General features: G+C 63.3%; 20 protein-coding genes. 12 read left to right on the top strand and 8 right to left on the bottom strand.

The genetic code is table 11. From position 1 onward, the window contains the following. Positions 1 to 1,350 carry a replication initiation protein gene (locus C2L66_RS16450; protein ID WP_054933219.1) on the top strand — a complete coding sequence of 450 codons (1,350 nt, stop codon included), beginning with the start codon at positions 1 to 3 and terminating at the stop codon, positions 1,348 to 1,350. Positions 1,351 to 1,405: 55 nt separating this feature from the next. Here C2L66_RS16450 and C2L66_RS16455 read toward each other — a convergent pair whose 3' ends face one another. Both C2L66_RS16455 and parA read right to left on the bottom strand, forming a co-directional pair. Further along, the gene (locus C2L66_RS16455) at positions 1,406 to 2,470 is read right to left on the bottom strand and encodes a ParB/RepB/Spo0J family partition protein (RefSeq protein ID WP_060604562.1); all 1,065 of its coding nucleotides are present in this window, start codon (positions 2,468 to 2,470) and stop codon (positions 1,406 to 1,408) included. A gap of 24 nt (positions 2,471 to 2,494) precedes the next feature. Next, positions 2,495 to 3,157: a ParA family partition ATPase gene (parA, locus tag C2L66_RS16460; protein WP_035998763.1), complete on the bottom strand. Its 663-nt coding sequence runs from the start codon at positions 3,155 to 3,157 to the stop codon at positions 2,495 to 2,497. 651 nt (positions 3,158 to 3,808) lie between these two features. On the opposite strand from parA, the gene arsC reads away from it, so the two are divergent. After that, positions 3,809 to 4,180, top strand: coding sequence for an arsenate reductase (glutaredoxin) (gene arsC / locus C2L66_RS16465; protein WP_054933260.1), 372 nt, complete (start codon positions 3,809 to 3,811; stop codon positions 4,178 to 4,180). Positions 4,181 to 4,258: 78 nt separating this feature from the next. Here the strand turns inward: arsC and C2L66_RS16470 are convergent, their stop codons facing one another. After that, positions 4,259 to 5,224: a sulfonate ABC transporter substrate-binding protein gene (locus C2L66_RS16470; protein WP_054933217.1), complete on the bottom strand. Its 966-nt coding sequence runs from the start codon at positions 5,222 to 5,224 to the stop codon at positions 4,259 to 4,261. Positions 5,225 to 5,482: 258 nt separating this feature from the next. Here C2L66_RS16470 and C2L66_RS16475 point away from each other — a divergent pair, with 258 nt between their 5' ends. Then, complete coding sequence (locus tag C2L66_RS16475; RefSeq protein ID WP_060604558.1) at positions 5,483 to 5,773, top strand: DUF1272 domain-containing protein; 291 nt, start codon at positions 5,483 to 5,485, stop codon at positions 5,771 to 5,773. A 171-nt stretch (positions 5,774 to 5,944) separates the two neighbouring features. Here C2L66_RS16475 and C2L66_RS41660 read toward each other — a convergent pair whose 3' ends face one another. Further along, a complete protein-coding gene (locus C2L66_RS41660; protein ID WP_054933259.1) occupies positions 5,945 to 6,151 on the bottom strand; it encodes a hypothetical protein in 207 nt (68 codons plus the stop codon). 353 nt (positions 6,152 to 6,504) lie between these two features. Between C2L66_RS41660 and C2L66_RS16485 the strand changes: the two genes are divergently transcribed. Next, the gene (locus tag C2L66_RS16485; RefSeq protein WP_054933215.1) at positions 6,505 to 7,056 is read left to right on the top strand and encodes an NADPH-dependent FMN reductase; all 552 of its coding nucleotides are present in this window, start codon (positions 6,505 to 6,507) and stop codon (positions 7,054 to 7,056) included. Between the two features lie 81 nt (positions 7,057 to 7,137). Here the strand turns inward: C2L66_RS16485 and C2L66_RS16490 are convergent, their stop codons facing one another. Next, the gene (locus C2L66_RS16490; RefSeq protein ID WP_054933214.1) at positions 7,138 to 8,226 is read right to left on the bottom strand and encodes a hypothetical protein; all 1,089 of its coding nucleotides are present in this window, start codon (positions 8,224 to 8,226) and stop codon (positions 7,138 to 7,140) included. 219 nt (positions 8,227 to 8,445) lie between these two features. Further along, the gene (locus C2L66_RS16495) at positions 8,446 to 10,728 is read right to left on the bottom strand and encodes a hybrid sensor histidine kinase/response regulator (RefSeq protein ID WP_060604555.1); all 2,283 of its coding nucleotides are present in this window, start codon (positions 10,726 to 10,728) and stop codon (positions 8,446 to 8,448) included. A gap of 724 nt (positions 10,729 to 11,452) precedes the next feature. Between C2L66_RS16495 and C2L66_RS16505 the strand changes: the two genes are divergently transcribed. From C2L66_RS16505 to C2L66_RS16515, 3 genes are read left to right on the top strand one after another with little or no spacing between them, the layout of a single operon-like run. Then, entirely contained in the window at positions 11,453 to 11,821 is a 369-nt protein-coding gene (locus tag C2L66_RS16505) for a response regulator (protein WP_054933211.1), read from the top strand. Then, positions 11,814 to 12,437 (top strand): chemotaxis protein CheC, encoded by a 624-nt coding sequence (locus C2L66_RS16510; protein ID WP_035998741.1) that lies wholly within the window; start codon positions 11,814 to 11,816, stop codon positions 12,435 to 12,437. The genes C2L66_RS16505 and C2L66_RS16510 overlap by 8 nt, the downstream gene beginning before the upstream one ends. Then, positions 12,434 to 13,372, top strand: coding sequence for a GGDEF domain-containing protein (locus C2L66_RS16515; protein WP_060604549.1), 939 nt, complete (start codon positions 12,434 to 12,436; stop codon positions 13,370 to 13,372). Before C2L66_RS16510 ends, C2L66_RS16515 begins: the two co-directional genes overlap by 4 nt. A 55-nt stretch (positions 13,373 to 13,427) precedes the next feature. On the opposite strand, the gene C2L66_RS16520 is transcribed toward C2L66_RS16515, so the two are convergent. After that, a complete protein-coding gene (locus C2L66_RS16520) occupies positions 13,428 to 13,850 on the bottom strand; it encodes a nuclear transport factor 2 family protein (RefSeq protein ID WP_054933209.1) in 423 nt (140 codons plus the stop codon). Positions 13,851 to 14,372: 522 nt separating this feature from the next. Between C2L66_RS16520 and hpnD the strand changes: the two genes are divergently transcribed. The 5 genes from hpnD to C2L66_RS16545 all read left to right on the top strand — a co-directional run bounded on the left by hpnD (position 14,373) and on the right by C2L66_RS16545 (position 19,890). After that, positions 14,373 to 15,221 (top strand): presqualene diphosphate synthase HpnD, encoded by an 849-nt coding sequence (gene hpnD, locus C2L66_RS16525; protein ID WP_035998735.1) that lies wholly within the window; start codon positions 14,373 to 14,375, stop codon positions 15,219 to 15,221. Further along, positions 15,221 to 16,519: a hydroxysqualene dehydroxylase HpnE gene (gene hpnE, locus C2L66_RS16530; protein WP_060604546.1), complete on the top strand. Its 1,299-nt coding sequence runs from the start codon at positions 15,221 to 15,223 to the stop codon at positions 16,517 to 16,519. The genes hpnD and hpnE overlap by 1 nt, the downstream gene beginning before the upstream one ends. After that, complete coding sequence (gene shc / locus C2L66_RS16535) at positions 16,516 to 18,549, top strand: squalene--hopene cyclase (RefSeq protein ID WP_060604543.1); 2,034 nt, start codon at positions 16,516 to 16,518, stop codon at positions 18,547 to 18,549. Before hpnE ends, shc begins: the two co-directional genes overlap by 4 nt. Continuing rightward, positions 18,549 to 19,262: a phosphorylase gene (locus C2L66_RS16540; protein ID WP_060604540.1), complete on the top strand. Its 714-nt coding sequence runs from the start codon at positions 18,549 to 18,551 to the stop codon at positions 19,260 to 19,262. The genes shc and C2L66_RS16540 overlap by 1 nt, the downstream gene beginning before the upstream one ends. 145 nt (positions 19,263 to 19,407) lie before the next feature. After that, positions 19,408 to 19,890, top strand: coding sequence for an acyl-CoA thioesterase (locus C2L66_RS16545; RefSeq protein ID WP_060604537.1), 483 nt, complete (start codon positions 19,408 to 19,410; stop codon positions 19,888 to 19,890). Between the two features lie 92 nt (positions 19,891 to 19,982). Here the strand turns inward: C2L66_RS16545 and C2L66_RS16550 are convergent, their stop codons facing one another. Then, a complete protein-coding gene (locus C2L66_RS16550; RefSeq protein WP_054933163.1) occupies positions 19,983 to 20,936 on the bottom strand; it encodes an MlaA family lipoprotein in 954 nt (317 codons plus the stop codon). Between the last annotated feature and the right edge of the window lie 10 nt (positions 20,937 to 20,946).

Genomic DNA, 20,946 nt, shown 5'->3' on the forward strand with positions numbered 1-20,946 from the left:
ATGGCCACGAAGCGCGCGAAAAAAACCGATGTGGTGAGCCCAAGCTCCGCCGAATTGCGCAAAGCCGTCGAGGCGATTGCCATTCAGCCCAAGAGCGGCAAGATCACGCTTCTCACACGCAAACTGTTCAACGTGTTGCTCACGGTTGCTCAGCAAGCGGACGAATCGGGCGACACCTATCGGGCACTGCTGTCGGACATCGTCGCAAACTCGGCTTTTGACTCGAACGACACGGCCCTCGTCAAGGAGCACTTGCGTCGGATGGTCTCCGTGCAGGTCGAATGGAGCCAAGGAACGTCGAGCCAGAAGCCCGGCCGCAAATGGGGCATCTCGACGCTCATCGCCGACGCCGAAATTCTCGAAGATCCGACGACGCGTCGCGTGTGGGTCGAGTTCTCGTTCGCGCCCAAGATCAAAAAGAAACTTCTCGATCCCGTGCAATACGCGCGGTTGAGCTTGCAATTCCAAAGCCAGTTGCGCAGCAGCGCGGGTCTCGCGCTCTATGAAATCTGCGTGCGTTATCTGACCAATCCGAGCCATCTGACGATGCGTGAGGCGTGGGAATGGTGGCGGCCGATCTTGTCGGGCACGCCCGACACCGAAGCGGGCGATGAAGCCAAGCGCGAGTACAAGTATTTCAAGCGCGACTACTTGCGTCCGGCGATCGCGGAAGTGAATGCGGTTACCAATATCTTTGTCGAACTCATCGAGCATCGCGAAGGCCGCCGCGTCGCTGAAATCCAGTTTCGGGTCACCGAGCGCAAGCAGCCGATGCTTGCACTCGACGAACATCCGAATGTTTTCGACAGCACGCTCGTCGATCGGATGGTGAAGATCGGCATTCCGCTCAAAGAGGCGCAAACGCTGTACGCCGATAGCGAGGAGAACCGCATTCGCGCGGCGCTGCAAATGACCGAGCAGCGGATGCGCAGCACCACGCTACCGCCCGTGCGCAGCGCGCCGGCGCTGTTCAAGGACGCGCTGAAGAAGGGCTATGCGCCGCCTGTCGATGCGTTGCCGTCAGGGACGGCTGGCAAAGGTTCGGCGGGCACGCCTGCCGACGATCCGAAGGCAAGGCTGCTGGACGAGTACATGGCCCATCGGCGCAAGGAAGCGCAGGCGCTGTACCAGGAACAGGGTGAAGCGGAACGCGAACTGGCTCGCCGTTCGTTCGAAGAGGATGAATTGCCGGGCCTCGGTGGCCACATGCGTGACGATTGGCGACGACGCGGCCTCGAGTCGAAGCTGACGGAAACCGCATTCTTTGACTGGCTCGCGCGCAAAACCTGGGGTGAGCCGACGGATGGCGATTTGCTCTCGTTCACGTTGAGCCAATCGCGGGCCGCCTGATTCCTGATTGATTCTAAAAAGCGCGCCCTGTTGGCGCGCTATTCCTTTACGTAACTTATTTCTGTTCCGACAGCATCTGTTCGATCTGTCGGAGAATTTCATCGCGCTTATCACGCGTCAAGCCGCGCAACTTCAGTTCGAGCCGGTCTTCTCCATATGACTTCAGGTCGCCGACCGAAACCCCCGCTAATTTGATATCAAGCCGCTGAGCGTAACGCTGGCGTCCTGCCGGCTTCGCGCTTTCCTGTGCCGTCGCCCTTCCCTTCACGATGTCGGCGACCTGGCGCGTGCTGAGATCGTCGGAAAGGATCTTGTTGATCAGTCGCAGCGTCGAATCCGTGCCGCGCGCAGAGTGATACCGACCGACCTGATACGCCATATTCGAGCCGAAGCGATCCGGTCGCGCGACCATCTCCTGCATCACCGTCTCTGGCAATTTCGCAATGGAGAGTGCCACCGCGATCGTCGATTCATCGAGACCAAGATGTTCAGCAAGTTCTTTCTGACTTTGAAAGTGTTTCTCGTCCAGAAAGCGTCGCCATACGATCGCGTTGTCGAACACTGTCTGTGAGTCTCGCTGGACGTTGAGGTCGTAGCCGAGTTTGTAGCTTTGAATGCCGATCGGAAGATCGATGACGATCGCCTTCACCGTCTCCTTGTTCGCTTCTTTCAATGCCCGCACACGTCGGCCGCCATCGCTGACGAAATAGCTTCCGGGATTGTCGTAGTCGGGAATGACGTGAATCGCCTGCTGCTGCCCTTGCTTCGCGAGGTTGACCGCGAGCTCGGCAATCGACGACTTCAGGTAGAAATACCGCGGATTGAATGGACTCGGCTTGATCGCCTTCAGCGGAAGCTCGACGATCTGTCCGGCACGATAGTTATGTTCGGCTCGCCACGCGCGGTACTCGACTGATTCATTCGCAGTGTCACTCGGCTCCGCTTCGCTCGGCGAAGTTGGCGCTACAACGGGGCTCTTGAATGCGGCAACGTTCGTGTTCTTCGCTGCGTTTTGCACCAGCCCGTCGATCGCATTCAGTCGATCGAGCGCGGTGCGCTTTTCGCTGCTGGTCGTATCGGGACGTGCCTGGAAGCCTTTGGCGAATTGGGACGGTTTCATTCAAGTACCTTTATGCGCATAAATTCAGGGGAGCAGGGTGGCGATCTCGTCAGCAAAGGCGCGAACTTCGAGAGCCGCGAGCTTCGCGCCACGATCGTTCATCTGCAAGACTGTCTGACCAAGTGCCATTGCCTGTTTATAGGCTTCGCGCGTGGGGATCTGGGTGCGCAGAAGCGGGAAGCCGAGTTCTTCCAACGCTCGCTTCAACTCACGCGTCAGCATTCGCTTCTCTTCGGTCTTATTGAGTAGAAAGACGGCACGGAGGTCTTCGTTCATGACCTGTGCCTGCTGCACCAGCTTGACGAGACCCACGCTCGACCAGTAATCAGCCGGCGATGAGGACGTCGGCATGACGGCGACCGTTGCTGCGAGAAGGACAACGCCTGAGACCTTTTCCGTAATCGACGGCGGGCAGTCGACGACGATCAGGTCGTAGTCCGCAACGAACTTCTTGATCTCGCGGTGGATCTGCGAGCCGGCCTCGGAGAGATTGACAACGGGGAATGGAATGCCGGACTCGCTATCCGAAGATGCGCTCGCCCAGTGGATGAGGGTGTTTTGACCATCGGCGTCTACGACGAGGACGCGCTTGCCTCTCTCATGGAAGGCGGCGCCCAGGTGCATCGCAATCGTACTTTTACCGACTCCGCCTTTCTGCTGTGTCACTGCGATGATTTCTGCTGCCAATGTTCACCTCCTCTTTTTGGACGCCGCTGAATTTTACCTTGGCGTTTTTCTAATTCAAACATTTTTGGTTACGTGCAACAGTTATAAGCCGTTTGACGTGGCTTTATGCGCATAAACCGAAACACGGGACGGTGAACCCGGAGGCGTTCTGGAAGCTATGTGGCGGCGCTTGCCGATGGAGGGTCCTCGCGGATCCGGCCGGATTCGAAGGAAGCGTCGCGCAGTCGACCGATGATGAGTCTTCTGCAGATCGTGGGCCGCTGGCTACAATGGGCAACAGCGCGCCCGAAACGACTGTGGTTTATGCGCATAAACCTCGTCAGCATTAACACCCCACCGCCTGATATCACGCGCCGTTACCTCGATACGCTGCAGAGGCGTCGACGTTATGCGCATAAACTCGACCGGCCGACACCGATCCGCACGTCCATCGGCATTACCCCCACCGCGGCCATATCCATGAAGGCCGCCAATGGCGAAGATCAAACCCCTTTGACGCATCAACGCACGCAAGCGGCGCAATGCCTCAAATCAGTCCTCAAGCACAAGCCGCGATCATTCTTCGGCCGGCAGTTGAGCGACGACCGCAACGCCAGACAACCGCAGCAGCTAAAATTCTTAGCCTCACCCGCTCACTCTCCGCATAAGCCCATGATTACCGTCTATCACAACCCGCGCTGCTCGAAATCCCGTGGCGCATGCGAACTCATTAGCGACGTCTACAACCCGTCGAACGAACCTGTCGAGGTGGTCGAGTACCTTCGTACGCCACTGTCCGTGGCGCAGTTGAAGGAACTGAATGGAATGCTGGGGTGCCCCGTTCGTGAGATGCTCCGAGACTCAGAAGCCATCTATAAAGAACTGGGTCTGGCTGATGCCTCGTTGACCGACGATCAGTTATACGAAGCGATCGCTGCGAACCCGATCCTGCTTCAACGTCCTATCGTCGTTCGCAATGGACGTGCCGTAATCGGTCGGCCGCCGGAGAACGTCAAAGCGCTGTTTCACGATCTGTCGGAGTAGCGTGACGCGCGCGATGACGGGAGTGCGCATCGCGCGCGGCGATTAGACGTGCACTGAGACGTGCACTGAGACGTGCGCTTACGCCTTCACGCCGAGTACGGCTTCCTTCGTAACGATCTTCGTCGGGATGATGCGAAGCTCAGTGAACGCATCGGCGATTCTCTGCTGCTCGGCGAGCACGCCTGCATCGATCGGCTTATAGACGTGCGCATAGTGTCGCAAGCTCGCTTCGACCACGCTGGCGTCGAGTCCCTGAATCGGTGCGAGTTGTGCAGCCGCTTCGGCGTAGTGATCGCGGACCCAGACGCCCTCTTTGCCAACCTCGGCAACTACGGCATCAATCAGTTCAGCGTTTTGCTGCGCAAACGGGCGCGCGCTGAGGAAGAACTGATGGTGGCTGACGATCCCCGCGCCGTCGGTCAACAGTCTGGCATTCGATTGGCGTTTTGCAGCTTCGAGAAAGGGGTCCCAGACAGCCCACGCATCGATTGCGCCGCGCTCGAATGCGGCGCGCGCGTCAGCGGGCGGCAAGAACACAGTTTGGATATCGGTGTATTTCACACCTGCTTTCTGAAGCGCGGCGACCAGGAACCAGTGCACGTCTGAGCCCTTGTTCAACGCCACCCGCTTTCCCTTCAGATCCGCAACGGATTGGATCGGTGCATCGCGATGGACGAGAATGCCTTCGGCTTGCGGCGTCGGAATCTCATACGCGGTGTACACGAAGTTGGCGCCAGCAGCCTGTGCGATGACAGGCGGCGCCTCTCCGACATAGCCGAAATCGATGGAACCGACATTGAGTCCTTCGAGCAATTGCGGGCCTGCCGGAAATTCTGTCCATTTCACTCCCACACCCAGCGGCGCGAAGCGCTTTTCCAGCGTTCCATGTGCTTTCAGCAACACCAGCGTGCTTGCGGCCTTTTGATAACCGATACGGATTTCTTTTGCGTGCGTCTGCGCAAATGCGGGCAAAGCGGCCGATGCAAGGAGTGCGCCGGCTCCTGCCAGGAATGCGCGGCGTGTGAACGTGGAATGTTGAGACATAGACGGATTCGATGTAGCTAGTACGGTCGCAACAGGGACCGATTGCGCTCAACGATAAGCCGACGACCGATCTTCGCGAACCGATAAATTCGCATAAGCAAATCACACCGGGTCGATGCGTACCCGGGTGCGTCCCGCGTGGCAGCAATTGATGCCGCGCTGACATGTTCGCCCAATCCGGCTTTCATAAACTTCAACCATTGACTGTCCCCGCCGCGGGAACAAAACGCCAAATTTCGTCGATTGTGGAGACCGGGAATGCTCGAACTAAGACCATCATGCGAAGGCTGTGGCAAGGCACTGCCACCCGACTCGAGAGATGCAATGATCTGCAGTTTCGAATGCACGTTTTGTGAAGTCTGCGCGCTGACCGCGTTGCGCAATGTGTGTCCGAACTGTGGGGGAAATTTCCAGCATCGGCCGGTTCGTCCCGCGGCGATGCTGCAGAAGCATCCCGCGTCGTCCGCTTCCCATCCTGTCGGCGTCGACGAGGTCGCACACGGTGCTTACCTGGCGCGTTATCGCGAGATCCCTCCGTCGGAGCGGTAATCGGCCGGAAACGTCATCGGGATGCCGGTGCCACCGGGGTCGTGCACGCGGATAACAACGGACGTGCGAAGGTCTCGCGTCGTATTGCAACGTGTTTTTCGGCAACTAAGTCGTCAGTCACAAAGTAAAGGGCGCTCCAGAGCGCCCTTTCTTATATGCGGCCCGCGCAAATCAGACCTTTCCGCCTCCATCGAGTCCGCTGCCCGTCCGCCAGACCTGCTTTCCGCGCTCGGAAAGTTCGCCGCAGCTGTGCGTTTCATCCGCCTCTGTGCCTTCCACGGCCATTTCGCCGCCCGGCTGTTCGAGCGCGCGAGGCTTGTGCTCCTTTCGTGCAGCGACTGCTTCATCGTGAGATTTGCCAGAGTGATGCAAGGTCATGATCTATCCCTCCCGGTTGATCCTCAAAGGTGTGATAGCGCAAGCACCGCGCCCGCACCCTGAATCGCTGCCCCCGACGCGAAGCTGTAGCGGCAGGTGAGCTTGCACGCCGTTTGTTGCGTATTGCGACAGGCCGACGACGCGCTTGATTGATAAGGCAAACATTCGACCTATCCACAGGGTTATCCAGAAAATCTGTGGATAACTTTTGCGTACCGCGGTTTATCCACTGCGGGTAACAAAAGCGTCATAACAAGGGCGATAAGGCTAGGTTTCGGGATGCCCTATCGACCGTTATGATTGACGGGCTGCATCCCCTTTTGCGCGTTTCGCGCCAACCGAGGAACGAACACATGGCCTATCACATTGCAGTGGTCGTCGGCAGCTTGCGCCGCGACTCGACCAATCGGCAGCTGGCGAAGGCGTTGATCTCCCTTGCGCCTTCAGACTTTTCCTTCGAGTTTCTCGACATCGGTGCTCTACCGCTCTACAGCCAGGACTACGACGATGACTTCCCAGAAGTCGCGCGTCATTTTAAGCAGCAGATCCAGGCTGCCAACGGCCTGCTCTTCGTCACACCTGAATACAACCGCTCGATGCCCGGCGTACTGAAGAACGCGCTCGACTGGGGTTCACGCCCTTGGGGCCATAGCGTCTGGGGCGGCAAGCCGGCCGCCGTGATCGGCACGTCGCCGGGGGCGACGGGCACGGCGCTCGCGCAACAGCATCTGCGCAACGTGCTGGCGTACCTCGACGTGCAGACACTTGCCCAACCGGAGATGTTCATCAAGCATACGGCTGGCCAGATCGACGAGAACGGCAACATCGCCAACGACGACACGCGCAAGTTCCTGCAGAAGTTCGTCGATCGATACGCTGACTGGGTGAAGCGGCACGCGGGTTGAACGCGCCCCGCCTTCACACGACGCGGCGCCCGATCAGGGGCGCCGCGTTATTTTGTTGCTTTGCCAGTCGAAGCAAGAAGACTATCGGTGGTGGTGACCCGTCACGCGATCCCACCCATGCCGCACGGCAGACTTGAAGCGCTCCCAGCTGCCTACCGCTTTGTCGCGCTCCCAATCCTCCCGCACGTCCGGCTCGACCTCGTCCCACGACTTATCCTGATAGCGGATCTCGCGGGCCATCGTCGCGCCGTAGTGATACGCCGGAACATACTCGTCATAGCGCAAGCCTTCGTGCGCGTACTCCGCGTCATAGTGGGTGCGGAAATCCTCTTCATACTCGAGGAATTCATCCGGCACCTGTTGAGGCATGGCTCGCGCCGGCTCGGCGGTGTCGGGCGTCATCACGGCGCCTGAGCCGGCGATGCCCGCCGACGCAATCGCCGCAGCCGCTGGCGTATCGCCCTGAGGCGCGGCCGGCCGGCTGGCGGACGTGGGCACGCCGTAATCGGGATGCTGAACCGGCTCGTCGGGGAACGTCGTCAAGGGTTCCGGCGGCGGCATATCCGGCCGCATCACGGCACCCGCGCCCGGCGCACTCGCGGCCGCGAGGGCCTGGGCGGATGCTTCGTCGGCGGGAGGCACGCCGTGCAGCGCATCCATGCGCGCGCGGTTGCGCGCGTCTTCCTCGGCGCGCAGCACATCGCTCGACGGCTGCGCCGCTGTCGGCGTCGCGGCCAGACTGCCACTACCCCCGATACCCAACTCGTCGAGCACCGAGTGCTCGCGTCTCGCCTCGGGCGTGGGCATCCTGGCATCGGGCGCCCGCTCGCTCACTTCGATCGCCCCGAGCTTGCTCAACGAGTTGCGCGCGAGCTCCGCATGCGATTCGCTCGCGGCGTTCACGGCCACGAGCACTGCGCCGCGCCGCACCGCATCGGTGTAGCGCTCGGCTTCGGGGGCGGTCGGGCCGGAGCTCGAGAACAGGCTCGACAGGAACCGTTCGATATTGGCAATCACGCCGGGAGAGGCATCGGCGGCTGCGTCGGCAGGCGTTTCGGGGTTCGCTTGCAGATCGATGTCGGTGGACGCGAAGCCCGTTTGCACGAGCATGTTGCGCGCACTTTCGGCCTGCGCGTAGGTGGCGAAAAGACCAATCACGGTGTGTCGCATGTCTGTCTCCGTCAGCTTTCTGGGTGGATACGGCAATGCACCACCGCATCCGCTGTGACGGTATACGCGCAACGTTCATGCCGGGCTTCGCGAGCGCGGCGCTACGGGAACTATCGGACAGACAGGCGCCAGCGGGGGCCGTTGCCCACGCAAGCGCGCCCGTCGCATGGCGCGCTTTTTTACAAATGTAGTCGGTAATCCCCGGGGCGAAACGCCCGCTCAACTGGCAGGGTGAGTCGGCGTATGCGCGAGATCGCGCTGTAGCGTCTGCAGGAATTTGTCGAGCAGCGCGATATCGAACGGCTTCGACAGCACGCGCACGTCGACGTGACGCGCGCGCTCCAGCTCCTCCGCATAGCCGGTGACGAGAATCACCGGCAGCTTCGTCTCGAAAGCCTGCACGCGTTCGGCGAGATCGATGCCGTTCAGCGTGCCGGGCATATGGATGTCGGAGATCACGAGGTCGAACGGCAAGGGCTCGCCCGTCTGCTTTTGCCTCGCGTGCGCGGCGTCGAAGCGTTCCATCGCCGCGTCGGCGTTGAACACGCAGGTCACGTCGTGGCCCATCATCTGCAGCAACGCTTCCGTGCCCGCCGCGACTTCGTCGTTGTCCTCGACGAGCAGAATGCGCAGGCCATGCGGCGCACCCATCTCTTCCGCGACGGGCTCGGCAGGCCGCTCGACTTCGGGCGCCTGGGTCGCGCGCGGCAAATACAGGCGCACCGACGTGCCCGCGCCGATCGCGCTGTCGATCGCGGCCAGCCCGCCCGAGCGCTCGCAGAACGCGAACACCTGAGGCAGGCCGAGACCTGTGCCCATGCCTTTCGGCTTGGTGGTGAAAAGCGGCTCGAACGCGCGCGACAGGATCTCCGGCGGCATCCCGACGCCCGTATCTTCCAGCGACAACTGCACGAACGCGCCCGTGATCGGAAAGCCGTCCTCGCGACGGAAGGTCACGTTGTTCGCGCGCACCGTAAAGCGTCCGCCGTTCGGCATCGCATCGCGGGCATTGACGGCGACGTTGATCAGCGCGAGTTCGAGTTCGGCGACGTCGACCTGCATCGGCCACACGCCTGTGCCCACGTCCATTACCAGCGCGACCTTCGCGCCGAGCGAAGCGCGCAGCAGATCGCGGCAGCCCGGCAGCCAGCGTTCGACGTCGAGCGTCTCGCTGCGCAAGGGCTGCTTGCGCGCCACGCCGAGCAATTGCCGCGTAAGCGACTGGCCGCTTTTGAGCGCGCGCTCGACGGCGGACAACTCGCGGTCGAACGCCGCCGCGCCGCGCCGCCGCACGATCTGCACATTGGCCGAGACGATCATCAGCAGGTTGTTGAAGTCGTGCGCGACGCTGCCGACGAGATTGCCGAGCGCTTCCATCTTGCGCGACTGCCGGTAGGCCGATTCGATCGAGCGGCGCATCGACGCTTCCGCCTGCCAGCGCTCCCACGCTTCCTCTTCTGCGCCGAGGCGCCTGAGCGACAGCCAGATCACGCACCACAGCACGACGGACGGCACGAACGTCGACAGGATGAGCACGCTCAGATGGCGATACCAGGCGGCCCAGATCGCCGACGTCCGGTAGCCGACTGTCACATACACGGGATATGAGCCGACGCGGCGAAACGCGACGATCAGCTTGTCGCCGTCGGGCGCCGAGCGTACTCGCACGACGCCCGCGCGCCGCCCTTCGGCGAGCGCGTCGGTGTAGGCGTTGTGGCGGACGGGCTCTTCCGCCTTCGACGGCATGCCGACGGGATAGCGCGCGAGCACGGCTGCGTCGGAGCGCGTCAGCGCCATCGTCATCGGCGAGTCGTTGCCGCCGAGCAACTCGCGGTAGAACGCCGCGAAGTAGCTGGGCCGCAGCGCCACCGACACGACGCCCGCGAACCCGCCGTCCTCGCCGCGCCGCGCGACGCCCGTGTTGAACACGATCTCGCCCGCGACATGCCCGACCATCACCTTCGACACATGTTCGAGCACCTGACCGTCGCGAATGCCGACGAAATCCTCGCGATGATCGATCGATACGGGCGGCGCCGGATAAAAACGGCTGCTCGCGAGCAGCGTGCCGTCACGGCCGAAGATCGAAACGGCCGCGACCTGCGGATAGCCGCCGCCCATGGTCTGCAGCTTCTCGTGGATCGCGCCTTCGCGTTCGCGTATGCCGTCGTCGTCCAGTCCTTGCACCAGATCGACGACGCGCGCGTCCAGCGCCTCGTTCATGTCGAACACTTTCAGCGCGTGTTCTTCCGCGACGCGCACGGTGCGCAGCGTGAGATCGGTGGCGTCGGCCTCGCGGGTGCGCAGGTCGCTGAACGCCATCGCCGCCACGAACACGCACGGCACCACGACGGCCGCCACCAGCAGCGCGATCAGCGTCAGGCGGCGGACCGCAAAGTTCTGCTCGGGTACGGCGGGAAAAAGCGCTTCGTCGGGCCGTGTGCCGATGGCACGTTCGTCGGGGGCATTCGTGTCGGCGGAATCGGGCCGGTCAGCAGTCATGGCGCAAGCCGCGCGCGCGGCCGGTTGAAGAGGTGTGTGTTCTCATCATAGGTTTAGTGGACCATCCGCTCGCGCGCAATGCAACAAAGCAGACGCCGAGGCCGCGCCTGCGGTGGCCGGACGCTTTAGTCATACAAGTTCGTGAATCAGCGACGAATCCGGAAGCGCAAACGTACACAAAAGTATAAAGACGATCTTTTATCTGACAAATGCTTACGTTTCGACTCGAATCCGAGCCAAACGAGTTAAATTCGTTCGTCGAAAGCATTCTGACGAGTTGCCTTTTCGCCAATTTGATTCGAAAATCGCGCTCAGACAAATAATCAGCCCGCCATGATCGGGCGAATTTCGTGCGGGGGACCGGGCATTGCATGCCATGCAAGACCGGACAGACCCTCGCGCCGACCAGCGGGGCACCACGGAGCCATGAACGCCGTCTTGCCGCCGCAGCACTATCTACGGGGTAGGCTTCGAAAATGCCGGTCATTGCCGTTGTCCATTGCGTGCACGCTGCAGCGGCTGCGCGCCGCGCGCGCAGCACCAGCCGCCGGGTGCGCCCGTCGCCGCGCCAGATGGGGTCAGCATTGTTCGTGCCGACCGTTTCGGGTTCCCGCTTCGCCGCTGCTGGAGAGGCTGCGGCGCGCGACCGCGCGAGCGGCGACTCAAGTTCGCGCGCGCAGCGCCGTTAACACGCAAGAACCCACTCCGTTTCCAGCCCGCCGCCATGTCTTTGCCCATTGTGATCGCCGACGATTCGCTGCTTGCCCGCAAGGTGCTCACGAAAGCATTGCCGGAAGGCTGGGATGTCGACATTACCTACGCGTCCAACGGACGCGAAGCGCTCGAGCATTATCGCAAGGGGCGCGCATCGGTGATGTTTCTGGACCTGACGATGCCCGACATGACGGGCTATCAGGTTCTGGAGGCCCTGCAGCACGAGGACCTGAACACCTTCGTGATCGTCGTGTCCGCCGATGTCCAGCCGATGGCAAGGGAACGCGTGCGCACCCTCGGCGCGGTCGCATTCATCCCCAAGCCCGTGACTACCGAGGCGGTGCTTCCCATCCTCAAGGAGTACGGGTTGTATGTCTGAGCCAGTCCTCAACGAAGATCAGCGCGACGCGCTGCAAGAGGTCGCCAATCTGGCGATGGGCCAGGCCGCGACGCGCCTCGCTCTGCTGCTGGATGCGTTCATCGAACTGTCCGTGCCGCGCGTGCGCGTGGTCGCCGTGCGCGAGGCTGCGTCGGCGCTGCGCGAGATGACGGGCATCAACGAGCCCGTGAGCGCCGTGCGACAGGGCTTCCGCTCGGACATCAAGGGCGAGGCGCTGGTGATCTGCCGTAGCGGCAGCATCGAGCAGCTGTGCTCGCTGGTGAGCGATCCGTATGCGAAGTCCGCATATGAGGCGACCACCCAGGAGGAGCTGGTGTTCGACGTCGCGAACATCCTGACGGGCGCGTGCGTGTCGTGCATTCTCGACCAGCTTGGGCGCACCCCCGTGTTCTCGCAGCCGGGCCTGCTCGGAGCGGCGATGTCGCTCGACGACGTGTTCCAGCCGAATGTGCTCGCCTGGGAAGTCGCGCTGCTCGTCGAAGTGAATTTCGCGTTAGAGGATCAGAGTTTCCGCGCCCACCTCGTGATGCTGATGGCGGAAGACTCGATCCGTCATCTCAGTTCCGCGCTGGACGCACTGCTTTCCAGCATATGAATGCCCCGCTTCCCACGTTGAGCGACCTGGTCGTCGAACGGGTCGGCTTCGGCATTTTCGTGCTCGACCGTCAGATGAACGTGCTGATGTGGAATCGCTTCATGCACGATCACAGCGGGCTGTCGGCACAACAGGTGGTCGGCAAGTCGATTTTCGCGAGCTTTCCGGAATTGCCGCGCGTGTGGCTCACACGCAAGCTCGAAAGCGTGTTCCAGCTCGGCAGCTTCGCGTTCAGTTCGTGGGAACAGCGCCCCTATCTGTTCAAGTTCGATCACGACCGGCCGATCACGGGCGGCGTGGATTTCATGCAGCAGGACTGCACGTTCATGCCGATCATGCGCGAGCGCGAGGTCGAGGCCGTTTGCGTGACGGTCTCCGACGTGACGCACGTCAGCATCATGCAGCGGGAGCGCGAGGAGGCCGTGGCGAAGCTGCAGGAATACGCGGACCGCGATGGGCTGACGGGCATCGCGAACCGGCGTTACTTCGAAGCGCGTCTGCGCGACGAATACACGCGCTGGCAGCGGTACGGCGGCGATCTATCGATCCTGCTGTTCGATCTCGACCACTTCAAGAAGATCAACGACCAGTTCGGTCACGTGGTCGGCGATACCGTGCTGCGTGATATGGCGCAGCGCGTGTCGCACGTCGTGCGCGCGCAGGATACGTTCGGGCGATTCGGCGGGGAGGAGTTTGCGCTGCTGCTGCCGTGCACGCCGCTGGAAGACGCGATGCTGGTCGCGGAGAAAATCCGCAATACGATTGGCGACAAGCCGGTCGACGTGCAAGGCGTCGACGTGCCGGTGACGGCGAGTGTCGGCGGCGCGTCCGCGCGAGCGGGCGTGCCTGCCTACGAGGCGCTCATCAACGAGGCGGATGCGGCGCTGTACAGCGCGAAGCGGCAGGGACGCAACCGGTCGGTTGCGTTTATCTGAAGGTCTCTGGGATGTTTGCCGGCCAGCGGGCGCCGGCCCGCTGCCGCGAATCGATCTACTTGCGGCTCATCCACGAGCCGATGACGCGCCACTGGCCGTCGCGGCGCGCGAAATCATCCTTGAAGGCGAACACGGCTTGCTGGCCGTCCGGCGCCATGAAGCGGTTCTCGCCCGTCACCACGGCCTGATCGCCGTCGACGCTAACTTTCATGTACTGCAGCGTTTGCGTCGAACCGGACGGTGCCGGCGATGCATTCAGCACGTCGCTCTTCGAGCGCGCCATACCGGACGGCGTGATTTCGCGATACGAGTCGTCGAGCAGCAGTTTCAGCGTGTCGCGGTCGTGATGCATGCTCGCCTGGACCCAGGCTTCTTCCATCTGGCGAATCACGGCTTCGTCGTTCTCGGCGGCGAAGGTCGGCGTCGCGAGTGCAAAAGCGGCCAAAACGGGAGCGATAAACAGCATATACAGTTTCATCTTTATTCCTTGATGCGATTTAAATCAATAATCCAATTCGGCAGTTTTTAAAACAGCAAATTAAAATCTGATCCGCGTGAATCTAAAATTTGTGTAGTGGATATTTTTATTGCGAAAAGTTAATGTGAATGGTTCAAAAGCATGCTGTGAGCGCCACACGCGGTTATCAGGCGTCCTGGTGCATTGCGTTGCGGGACTAAATGTAGTCTGTAACTAGCCAGAGGACTCTCAGACAACTCTTAATTTGAGATAGTGTTTCGAGATCTTTTGAGTGCCTGCGCGTAGGCAGACCCGCGCATTTTGTCGCCGGTACACTTCGTTCTTCGTCGAGGCAGATCGCGATGGCACGCCCAAGCGGCTTCCCGCTGTTCCTGCGTCCGCTATGAAAGGTTGGTATACTTTTGCCCGTTTTCCGGTCTTTCGGCCGGCGTTTCGCGCGTGTCCGCGCGCGCGGGCGGCTTGCCCTGCGGGTAGGCATGACTTCTTGATCGCCCCCTCGGGGGTGTCTCAGCGGAGATCGTCTTGGCCGTTTCCAATCTCGTCGTGGACGACACACAAACTGACGCAGCTGCTGCAAGCTCGGGCAGCTCGTTTTATCTCGCGATGCGCATCTTGCCGCCTGCGCAGCGCGACGCGATGTACCAGGTCTACGCGTTCTGCCGCGCCGTCGACGATATCGCCGACAGCGACCTGCCGCGCGCCGAGCGCGACGCGGGCCTCGAACGCTGGCGGGCGGACATCGACGCGTGCTACGCCGGTTCGCCGCGCGCGTCGCTGCTCGAGTTGACGCGGCACATCCACACGTTTCATCTGCAGCGGGAAGACTTCCACGCGATGATCGACGGCATGGCCATGGACGCCGCCGCCGACATCTGCGCGCCCGACGAAGCCACGCTCGACCTGTACTGCGACCGTGTCGCGAGCGCAGCCGGCCGGCTATCGGTGAGGATATTCGGGATGCAGGAGCAGCCGGGCATCGAGTTGTCGCACCATCTGGGCCGCGCGCTGCAACTGACGAACATCCTGCGCGACATCGACGAGGACGCGGAGATCAACCGCTGCTATCTGCCGTACGAGCTGCTGGCGCGCGAAGGCATCGCGGCGACGAATCCGCTCACGATCGCCGACGATCCCTCGCTGCCGCGCGTCTGCGCGACGCTTGCGGAGCGCGCGAAGCAGCACTTCGCCGCCGCCGACGCGATCATGGACGCGCAGCCGCGCGCGCAGGTCAAGGCGCCACGCATCATGTCGGGCGTGTATCGACTGCTGCTCGAACGCACGCTGGAACGCGGCTTCGACATTCCGCGCACGAAAGTCAGCAAGCCGAAATTGCGCATGCTGGCGATCGTGGCGCGCTACGCTTTCTTTTGATGCGAAAGCTGGTTCACGTGATCGGTGCGGGGCTGGCCGGTCTTGCCGCCGCCGTGCAGTTGCAACGGCGCGGCGCGCAGGTCGTGCTGTACGAGGCGGACAGGCAGGCGGGCGGCCGCTGCCGCACATACTACGATCGCACGCTGGCCGCGACCGTCGACAGCGGCAATCATCTGGTGCTGTCCGGCCAGCAGGCCACGTTGAACTACGTGCGCGCGATCGGTTCCGCCGACGAGCTCGTCGGGCCGACACAGCCCGAATACCCGTTCGTCGACCTGGCGACGAACCGGCGCTGGACCGTCCGCATGTCGTCGGGACGGTTTCCGGCGTGGATTTTCGAGGCCGGCGCGCGCGTGCCGGACACGCAATGGACGGATTACCTGTCCGTGGTGCCGCTGCTGCTGGCGAAGCCCGGCCGCACTGTCGCGCAGTCGATGCGCAGCAACGGCCCCCTGTGGGACCGCATGCTGCATCCGCTCCTGCTGGCCCTGACGAACATCGAGCCGCGTCAGGCGACGGCCGGCCTCGTGGGCGCGGTGTTGCGCGACACGCTCGCGGCGGGCGGGCCTTCCAGCCGGCCGCTCATTGCGCGCAACGGCCTGGGCTCCGCTTTCGTCGAACCGGCGCTGCGGCTTTTGCAGCATGGCGGCGCAGCGATCAGGCTGGGCGCGCGGATCGACGCGCTGGAGTTTGCCGATAACCCGGCCAGCCGCGTTGCCGCGCTGCGTCTGGACGACGGCGAACGCATCGAAATTGGCGCGAGCGAAGCCGTGGTGCTGGCCGTGACGCCCGACGTCATGCAGGCACTGGTGCCCGGCGTGCAGGCGCCGCGCCGCTTTTCGGCCATCGTGACGGCCAATTTCGCGGTGGAGCCGCCGCTCGGCCATCCGCCGCTGATGGGGCTAATCAACGCGAGCGCGAACTGGCTGATCGCGTCGGACGGACGGCTGTCGCTGACGGTCTACGACGCGGCAAGCCGTACGCCGAACCGCACGGCGAACCTTGCCGAGATGGCGCGCGACGAACTCGCGCGCAAGCTGTGGGCCGACGTCGCGCAAGTGACGGGCTTGTCGGCCGATCTGCCGCTGAAGTGGCAACTGAGCGTCGAGCCGCGCGCGACCTTTGCCGCGCAACCCGACGACGAGATGCGCCGCCCGGCCACGCGCACTCGCTGGAACAACCTGATGCTTGCGGGCGACTGGACGGCAACCGGTCTGCCGCCGGGCATCGAAGGCGCGATTCGCTCCGGCCAGAAGGCCGCCGATACGCTATTGAACGAACCGATGGAACGCCGATGAACGATTTATCCATGACCCAGACGCTGGGCGACGCACTGCCTCGAACGCTGATCGACGACCACGCTCCCGTGGCCGCCGCGCTGGCGACAGGCGCAGCGCCCGTCGACGCGCTCGACGCCGCCGTCACGCGCGCGACGGACGCCATCCTCGCCGCGCAACGGGACGACGGGCACTGGGTCTACGAACTCGAAGCCGACGCGACGATTCCCGCCGAATACGTGCTGCTCGTCCATTACCTGGGCGAGACGCCCAACGTCGAGTTGGAACAGAAGATCGCGCGCTACCTGCGCCGCATCCAGCTGGCCGACGGCGGCTGGCCGCTCTTCACCGACGGCGCGATGGACGTCAGCGCGAGCGTGAAGGCGTATTTCGCGCTGAAGATGATCGGAGACCCCGTCGATGCCGAGCATATGGTCCGCGCGCGCGAATGTATTCTCGCCCACGGCGGCGCGGAAGCGGCGAACGTGTTCACGCGCATCCTGCTCGCGCTGTTCGGCGTCGTGACGTGGTACGCGGTGCCGATGATGCCCGTCGAAATCATGCTGCTGCCGAAGTGGTTCCCGTTCCATCTGTCGAAGGTGTCGTACTGGGCGCGCACGGTGATCGTGCCGCTGCTGGTACTGAACGCGAAGCGGCCTGTCGCGCGTAATCCGCGCGGCGTGCGGATCGACGAACTGTTCCGCGGCGCGCCCGTCACGACGGGCCTGCTGCCGCGCTCGGGCCACCAGAGCAAGAGCTGGTTCGCGTTTTTCCGGGCCGTGGACGGCGTGCTGCGCGTGACGGACGGCCTGTTCCCGAAGCGCTCGCGCGAGCGCGCGATCAAGGCGGCCGTCGATTTCGTCGATGAGCGCCTGAACGGCGAGGACGGTCTCGGCGCGATTTTCCCGGCGATGGCGAACTCCGTGATGATGTACGACGTGCTCGGCTATCCCGCCGATCACCCGAAGCGCGCGATCGCCCGCCAGTCGATCGACAAGCTGCTCGTCATCCACGAAGACGAAGCGTATTGCCAGCCGTGCCTGTCGCCTGTCTGGGACACGTCGCTCGCGGCGCACGCGCTGCTCGAGACGGGCGACAGGCGCGCCGAGGAAGCCGCCGAGCGCGGCCTCGCATGGCTGCGTCCGCTGCAGATTCTCGACGTGCGCGGCGACTGGATTTCGCGCCGTCCCAATGTGCGTCCGGGCGGCTGGGCGTTCCAGTACAACAACGCGCATTACCCCGACGTCGACGATACGGCCGTGGTCGCGCTGGCAATGCATCGCTCGGCGGCGCTGACGCAATCGGACGTCGACGCCGACGCGATTGCGCGCGCCCGCGAATGGGTGGTCGGCATGCAGAGCAGCGACGGCGGCTGGGGCGCATTCGAGCCGGAAAACACCCAGTACTACCTGAACAACATCCCGTTCTCCGATCACGGCGCCTTGCTCGATCCGCCGACGGCCGACGTGTCCGGCCGCTGCCTGTCGATGCTCGCCCAACTTGGCGAAATGCCCGCGACGAGCGAGCCGGCGCGCCGCGCCTACGACTATCTGCTCAAGGAGCAGGAAGACGACGGCAGCTGGTACGGCCGCTGGGGCATGAACTACATCTACGGCACGTGGACGGCACTGTGCGCGCTGAACGCCGCGGGCATTTCGCACGACGACGCGCGCGTCAGGCGCGCCGCGCAGTGGCTCGTGTCGATCCAGAACGCCGACGGCGGCTGGGGCGAAGACGGCACCAGCTACAAGCTCGACTATCGCGGCTACGAGACGGCGCCGAGCATTCCGTCGCAGACGGCATGGGCGCTGCTCGGACTGATGGCGGTGGGCTATGTCGATCATCCCGCCGTTGCGCGCGGCATCGAGTACCTGAAGAGCGAGCAGCGCGATCACGGCCTGTGGGACGAGACGCGCTTTTCGGCAACGGGCTTCCCGCGCGTGTTCTATCTGCGCTATCACGGCTATCGCAAGTTCTTCCCGCTGTGGGCGCTCGCGCGTTACCGCAATCTGATGCGCGCGGGCCAGAAGCGCGTCGCCTTCGGTCTGTGATGGCGGCCCGGCCTGATCTGATGAACACGAAGCTGCCCGTCATCGCCGTGACGGGCATGGCGTTCGAAGCGCGTATCGCGCGTGGCAAGGGCGTCGAAGCGGTGTACGCGGCGCGAGCCGATCTGCTTGAGCGCGCGCTGAACGAGGCGGTCGCGCGGGGTTGTGCGGGGATCATCAGCTTCGGCACGGCTGGCGGACTCGCGCCCGATCTCGCGCCGGGCACCTTGATCGTCGCGAGCAGCGTGCACAGTCCGCTCGGCGTCGTCGAGACCGATCTGCGCTGGGCGGGACGTATCGCCACCGCGCTCGGCGCGGCGCCGCTGGCGTCGAAGCTGCGGCGCGGGCCGATTGCGGGCGTGGCCGCGCCGCTTGTCGGCGCAGCCGACAAGGCGGCGCTGCATGCATCGACAGGTGCGCTCGCCGTCGACATGGAATCTCACCTTGCGGGCGCGATAGCCGAGGCGAACGGCCTGCCGTTCGTCGTCTGCAGGGCAATCGTCGATCCGGCATGGCGTACGCTGCCGTCCGCCGCGACGGCAGGTCTGCGCGACGACGGCACGACAGCTATCGGCCCCATCCTGCGCGAACTGGCGCGCCAGCCGTCGCAGCTCGGCGGACTGCTGCAAGTCGCCGCCGACGCCCGCGCGGCCCGCGCTTCCCTCGTCGCCGCCCGTCAGGTGCTGGAGCGCTCGGGCGCGCTCGTCTCCACTTGAGCCGGACGCCCCGGCAATGCGGATAGCGAAATAGTGTGTTGGTCTTGATGACCTAGGGAAAACCCTTATATCTGGTATAGTGCTAGGTGTTAACCCTAGGCCGCGCGAAGAGGCGCGGCCGCGCTATTTCCAAAGAGGGACCGCAATGAATTTCCACACACGCAAATGGGTCAAGCCCGAAGATCTGAACCCCAATGGCACGCTGTTCGGCGGCAGCCTGCTGCGCTGGATCGATGAAGAAGCCGCGATCTACGCGATCTGCCAGCTCGACAACCAGCGTGTCGTGACCAAGTTCATGTCGGAGATCAACTTCGTCAGCTCGGCGCGTCAGGGCGACATCATCGAGCTGGGCATGACGGCTACGCATTTCGGCACGACGTCGATCACGCTGCGCGCGGAAGTGCGCAACAAGATCACGCGCAAGAGCATTCTGACCGTCGAAAAGATGGTGTTCGTGAATCTCGATGCGAACGGCAATCCGGCGCCGCATGGCCGCACGAAGATCCGTTATTCGGACGAAGCGTTCGAGCGCTACAGCGAGAGCCTGCGTGCGATGCAGCAGCAAACTCCCGTGCTGGCTTCGGAACGCCCGGAAGACGTGGATCAGGAAGCAGACGCAGCGCATTGACGCAACGGCGGCCTGAGAACGCCTAAAGAAAAAAGCCCCGGCTGGTCGGATGACCAGCCGGGGCTTTTGTCTGGTGCGCCGGGAACGACGTCTTACTGCGAAGCGGGAGCGGGCGCCGCCGTCGAAGGCGCGGCTCCCTCGCCTGGATCTTCGTATTTCGGCACGCTGTCGTCGTTGGTTGGCGCACGCTTCGCGCCGCCCGCGCCCGATGCACCTTCCGCCGGCTCGGCCTGGCCCGGGTCCGCGTAGTTCGGCAAGCTGAGCGGCGCCGCACCCGGTACGGTGGTCGGCGCCGTGCCCGATGCACCCGAAGGCGCCTGCGCACCCGAATCCTCGTCGTCGCCATAGTCCGGCAACGCCGAAGCCGGCGCGTTGGCGCCCCGCAACATCGACTTGCGCTGCTGGGTATAGGCGTCGCGCACGAACGAGTACTTGTCGAGGGCAGCTTGCTCCAGCAGCGTCGTCGCGCCGAGCAGATCCGAGCGCACGCTGACGAACTGTACGAAGTACAACGGATACTTGTACTCCCAACCCATGTAGGAAATCGGATTGGCGCGGAAATCGACCAGATAGCCGAGGCCGTCGCGGAACGAGCTCGGGCCGAACAGCGGCAGCACCAGATACGGACCGGACGGCACGCCCCAGCGGCCGAGCGTCAGCCCGAAGTCTTCCTTGTGCTTCGGCAGGCCGGCGGGCGTCGCGAAGTCGAGGAGGCCGCCGAGACCGAACGTCGAGTTCATGGCGAAACGCATCAGGCTTTCGGTTGCGTCCTTGATGTGCAACTGCAGCAGGCTGTTCGCGAAGTTGTCGAGATCCCCGAGGTTCGAGAAGAAGTTGCTGATTGCCTGGCGCAGCGGCTGCGGCGTGACTTTCTGATAGCCCTTCGCAATCGGCACGGCGACCGTGCGGTCGAGCGCGTCGTTGAAACCGAAAATCGCGCGGTTCATCGGTTCGAGCGGGTCTCCGGGCTTCCGGTCGGGTCCCGTTGCACACCCCGTTGCAAGACTCGCGGCGGCCAATGCCAGCGCGGCGGTACGCATCTTCATGCGGCTTTCC

Source organism: Paraburkholderia caribensis (assembly GCF_002902945.1).
Classification (GTDB): Bacteria; Pseudomonadota; Gammaproteobacteria; order Burkholderiales; family Burkholderiaceae; genus Paraburkholderia; species Paraburkholderia caribensis.

Excerpts from the sequence above, each read along its gene's own strand:
- C2L66_RS16455 (WP_060604562.1), bottom strand. The coding sequence starts at position 2,470 with ATGAAACCGTCCCAATTCGCCAAAGGCTTCCAGGCACGTCCCGATACG.
- C2L66_RS16550 (WP_054933163.1), bottom strand. The coding sequence starts at position 20,936 with ATGAAGATGCGTACCGCCGCGCTGGCATTGGCCGCCGCGAGTCTTGCA.
- C2L66_RS16540 (WP_060604540.1), top strand. The coding sequence starts at position 18,549 with ATGGCGGCCCGGCCTGATCTGATGAACACGAAGCTGCCCGTCATCGCC.
- shc (WP_060604543.1), top strand. The coding sequence starts at position 16,516 with ATGAACGATTTATCCATGACCCAGACGCTGGGCGACGCACTGCCTCGA.
- C2L66_RS16545 (WP_060604537.1), top strand. The coding sequence starts at position 19,408 with ATGAATTTCCACACACGCAAATGGGTCAAGCCCGAAGATCTGAACCCC.
- C2L66_RS16505 (WP_054933211.1), top strand. The coding sequence starts at position 11,453 with ATGTCTTTGCCCATTGTGATCGCCGACGATTCGCTGCTTGCCCGCAAG.
- C2L66_RS16490 (WP_054933214.1), bottom strand. The coding sequence starts at position 8,226 with ATGCGACACACCGTGATTGGTCTTTTCGCCACCTACGCGCAGGCCGAA.
- C2L66_RS41660 (WP_054933259.1), bottom strand. The coding sequence starts at position 6,151 with ATGACCTTGCATCACTCTGGCAAATCTCACGATGAAGCAGTCGCTGCA.
- hpnE (WP_060604546.1), top strand. The coding sequence starts at position 15,221 with ATGCGAAAGCTGGTTCACGTGATCGGTGCGGGGCTGGCCGGTCTTGCC.
- C2L66_RS16495 (WP_060604555.1), bottom strand. The coding sequence starts at position 10,728 with ATGACTGCTGACCGGCCCGATTCCGCCGACACGAATGCCCCCGACGAA.
- arsC (WP_054933260.1), top strand. The coding sequence starts at position 3,809 with ATGATTACCGTCTATCACAACCCGCGCTGCTCGAAATCCCGTGGCGCA.
- C2L66_RS16515 (WP_060604549.1), top strand. The coding sequence starts at position 12,434 with ATGAATGCCCCGCTTCCCACGTTGAGCGACCTGGTCGTCGAACGGGTC.
- C2L66_RS16450 (WP_054933219.1), top strand. The coding sequence starts at position 1 with ATGGCCACGAAGCGCGCGAAAAAAACCGATGTGGTGAGCCCAAGCTCC.
- C2L66_RS16470 (WP_054933217.1), bottom strand. The coding sequence starts at position 5,224 with ATGTCTCAACATTCCACGTTCACACGCCGCGCATTCCTGGCAGGAGCC.
- C2L66_RS16475 (WP_060604558.1), top strand. The coding sequence starts at position 5,483 with ATGCTCGAACTAAGACCATCATGCGAAGGCTGTGGCAAGGCACTGCCA.
- C2L66_RS16520 (WP_054933209.1), bottom strand. The coding sequence starts at position 13,850 with ATGAAACTGTATATGCTGTTTATCGCTCCCGTTTTGGCCGCTTTTGCA.
- C2L66_RS16485 (WP_054933215.1), top strand. The coding sequence starts at position 6,505 with ATGGCCTATCACATTGCAGTGGTCGTCGGCAGCTTGCGCCGCGACTCG.
- C2L66_RS16510 (WP_035998741.1), top strand. The coding sequence starts at position 11,814 with ATGTCTGAGCCAGTCCTCAACGAAGATCAGCGCGACGCGCTGCAAGAG.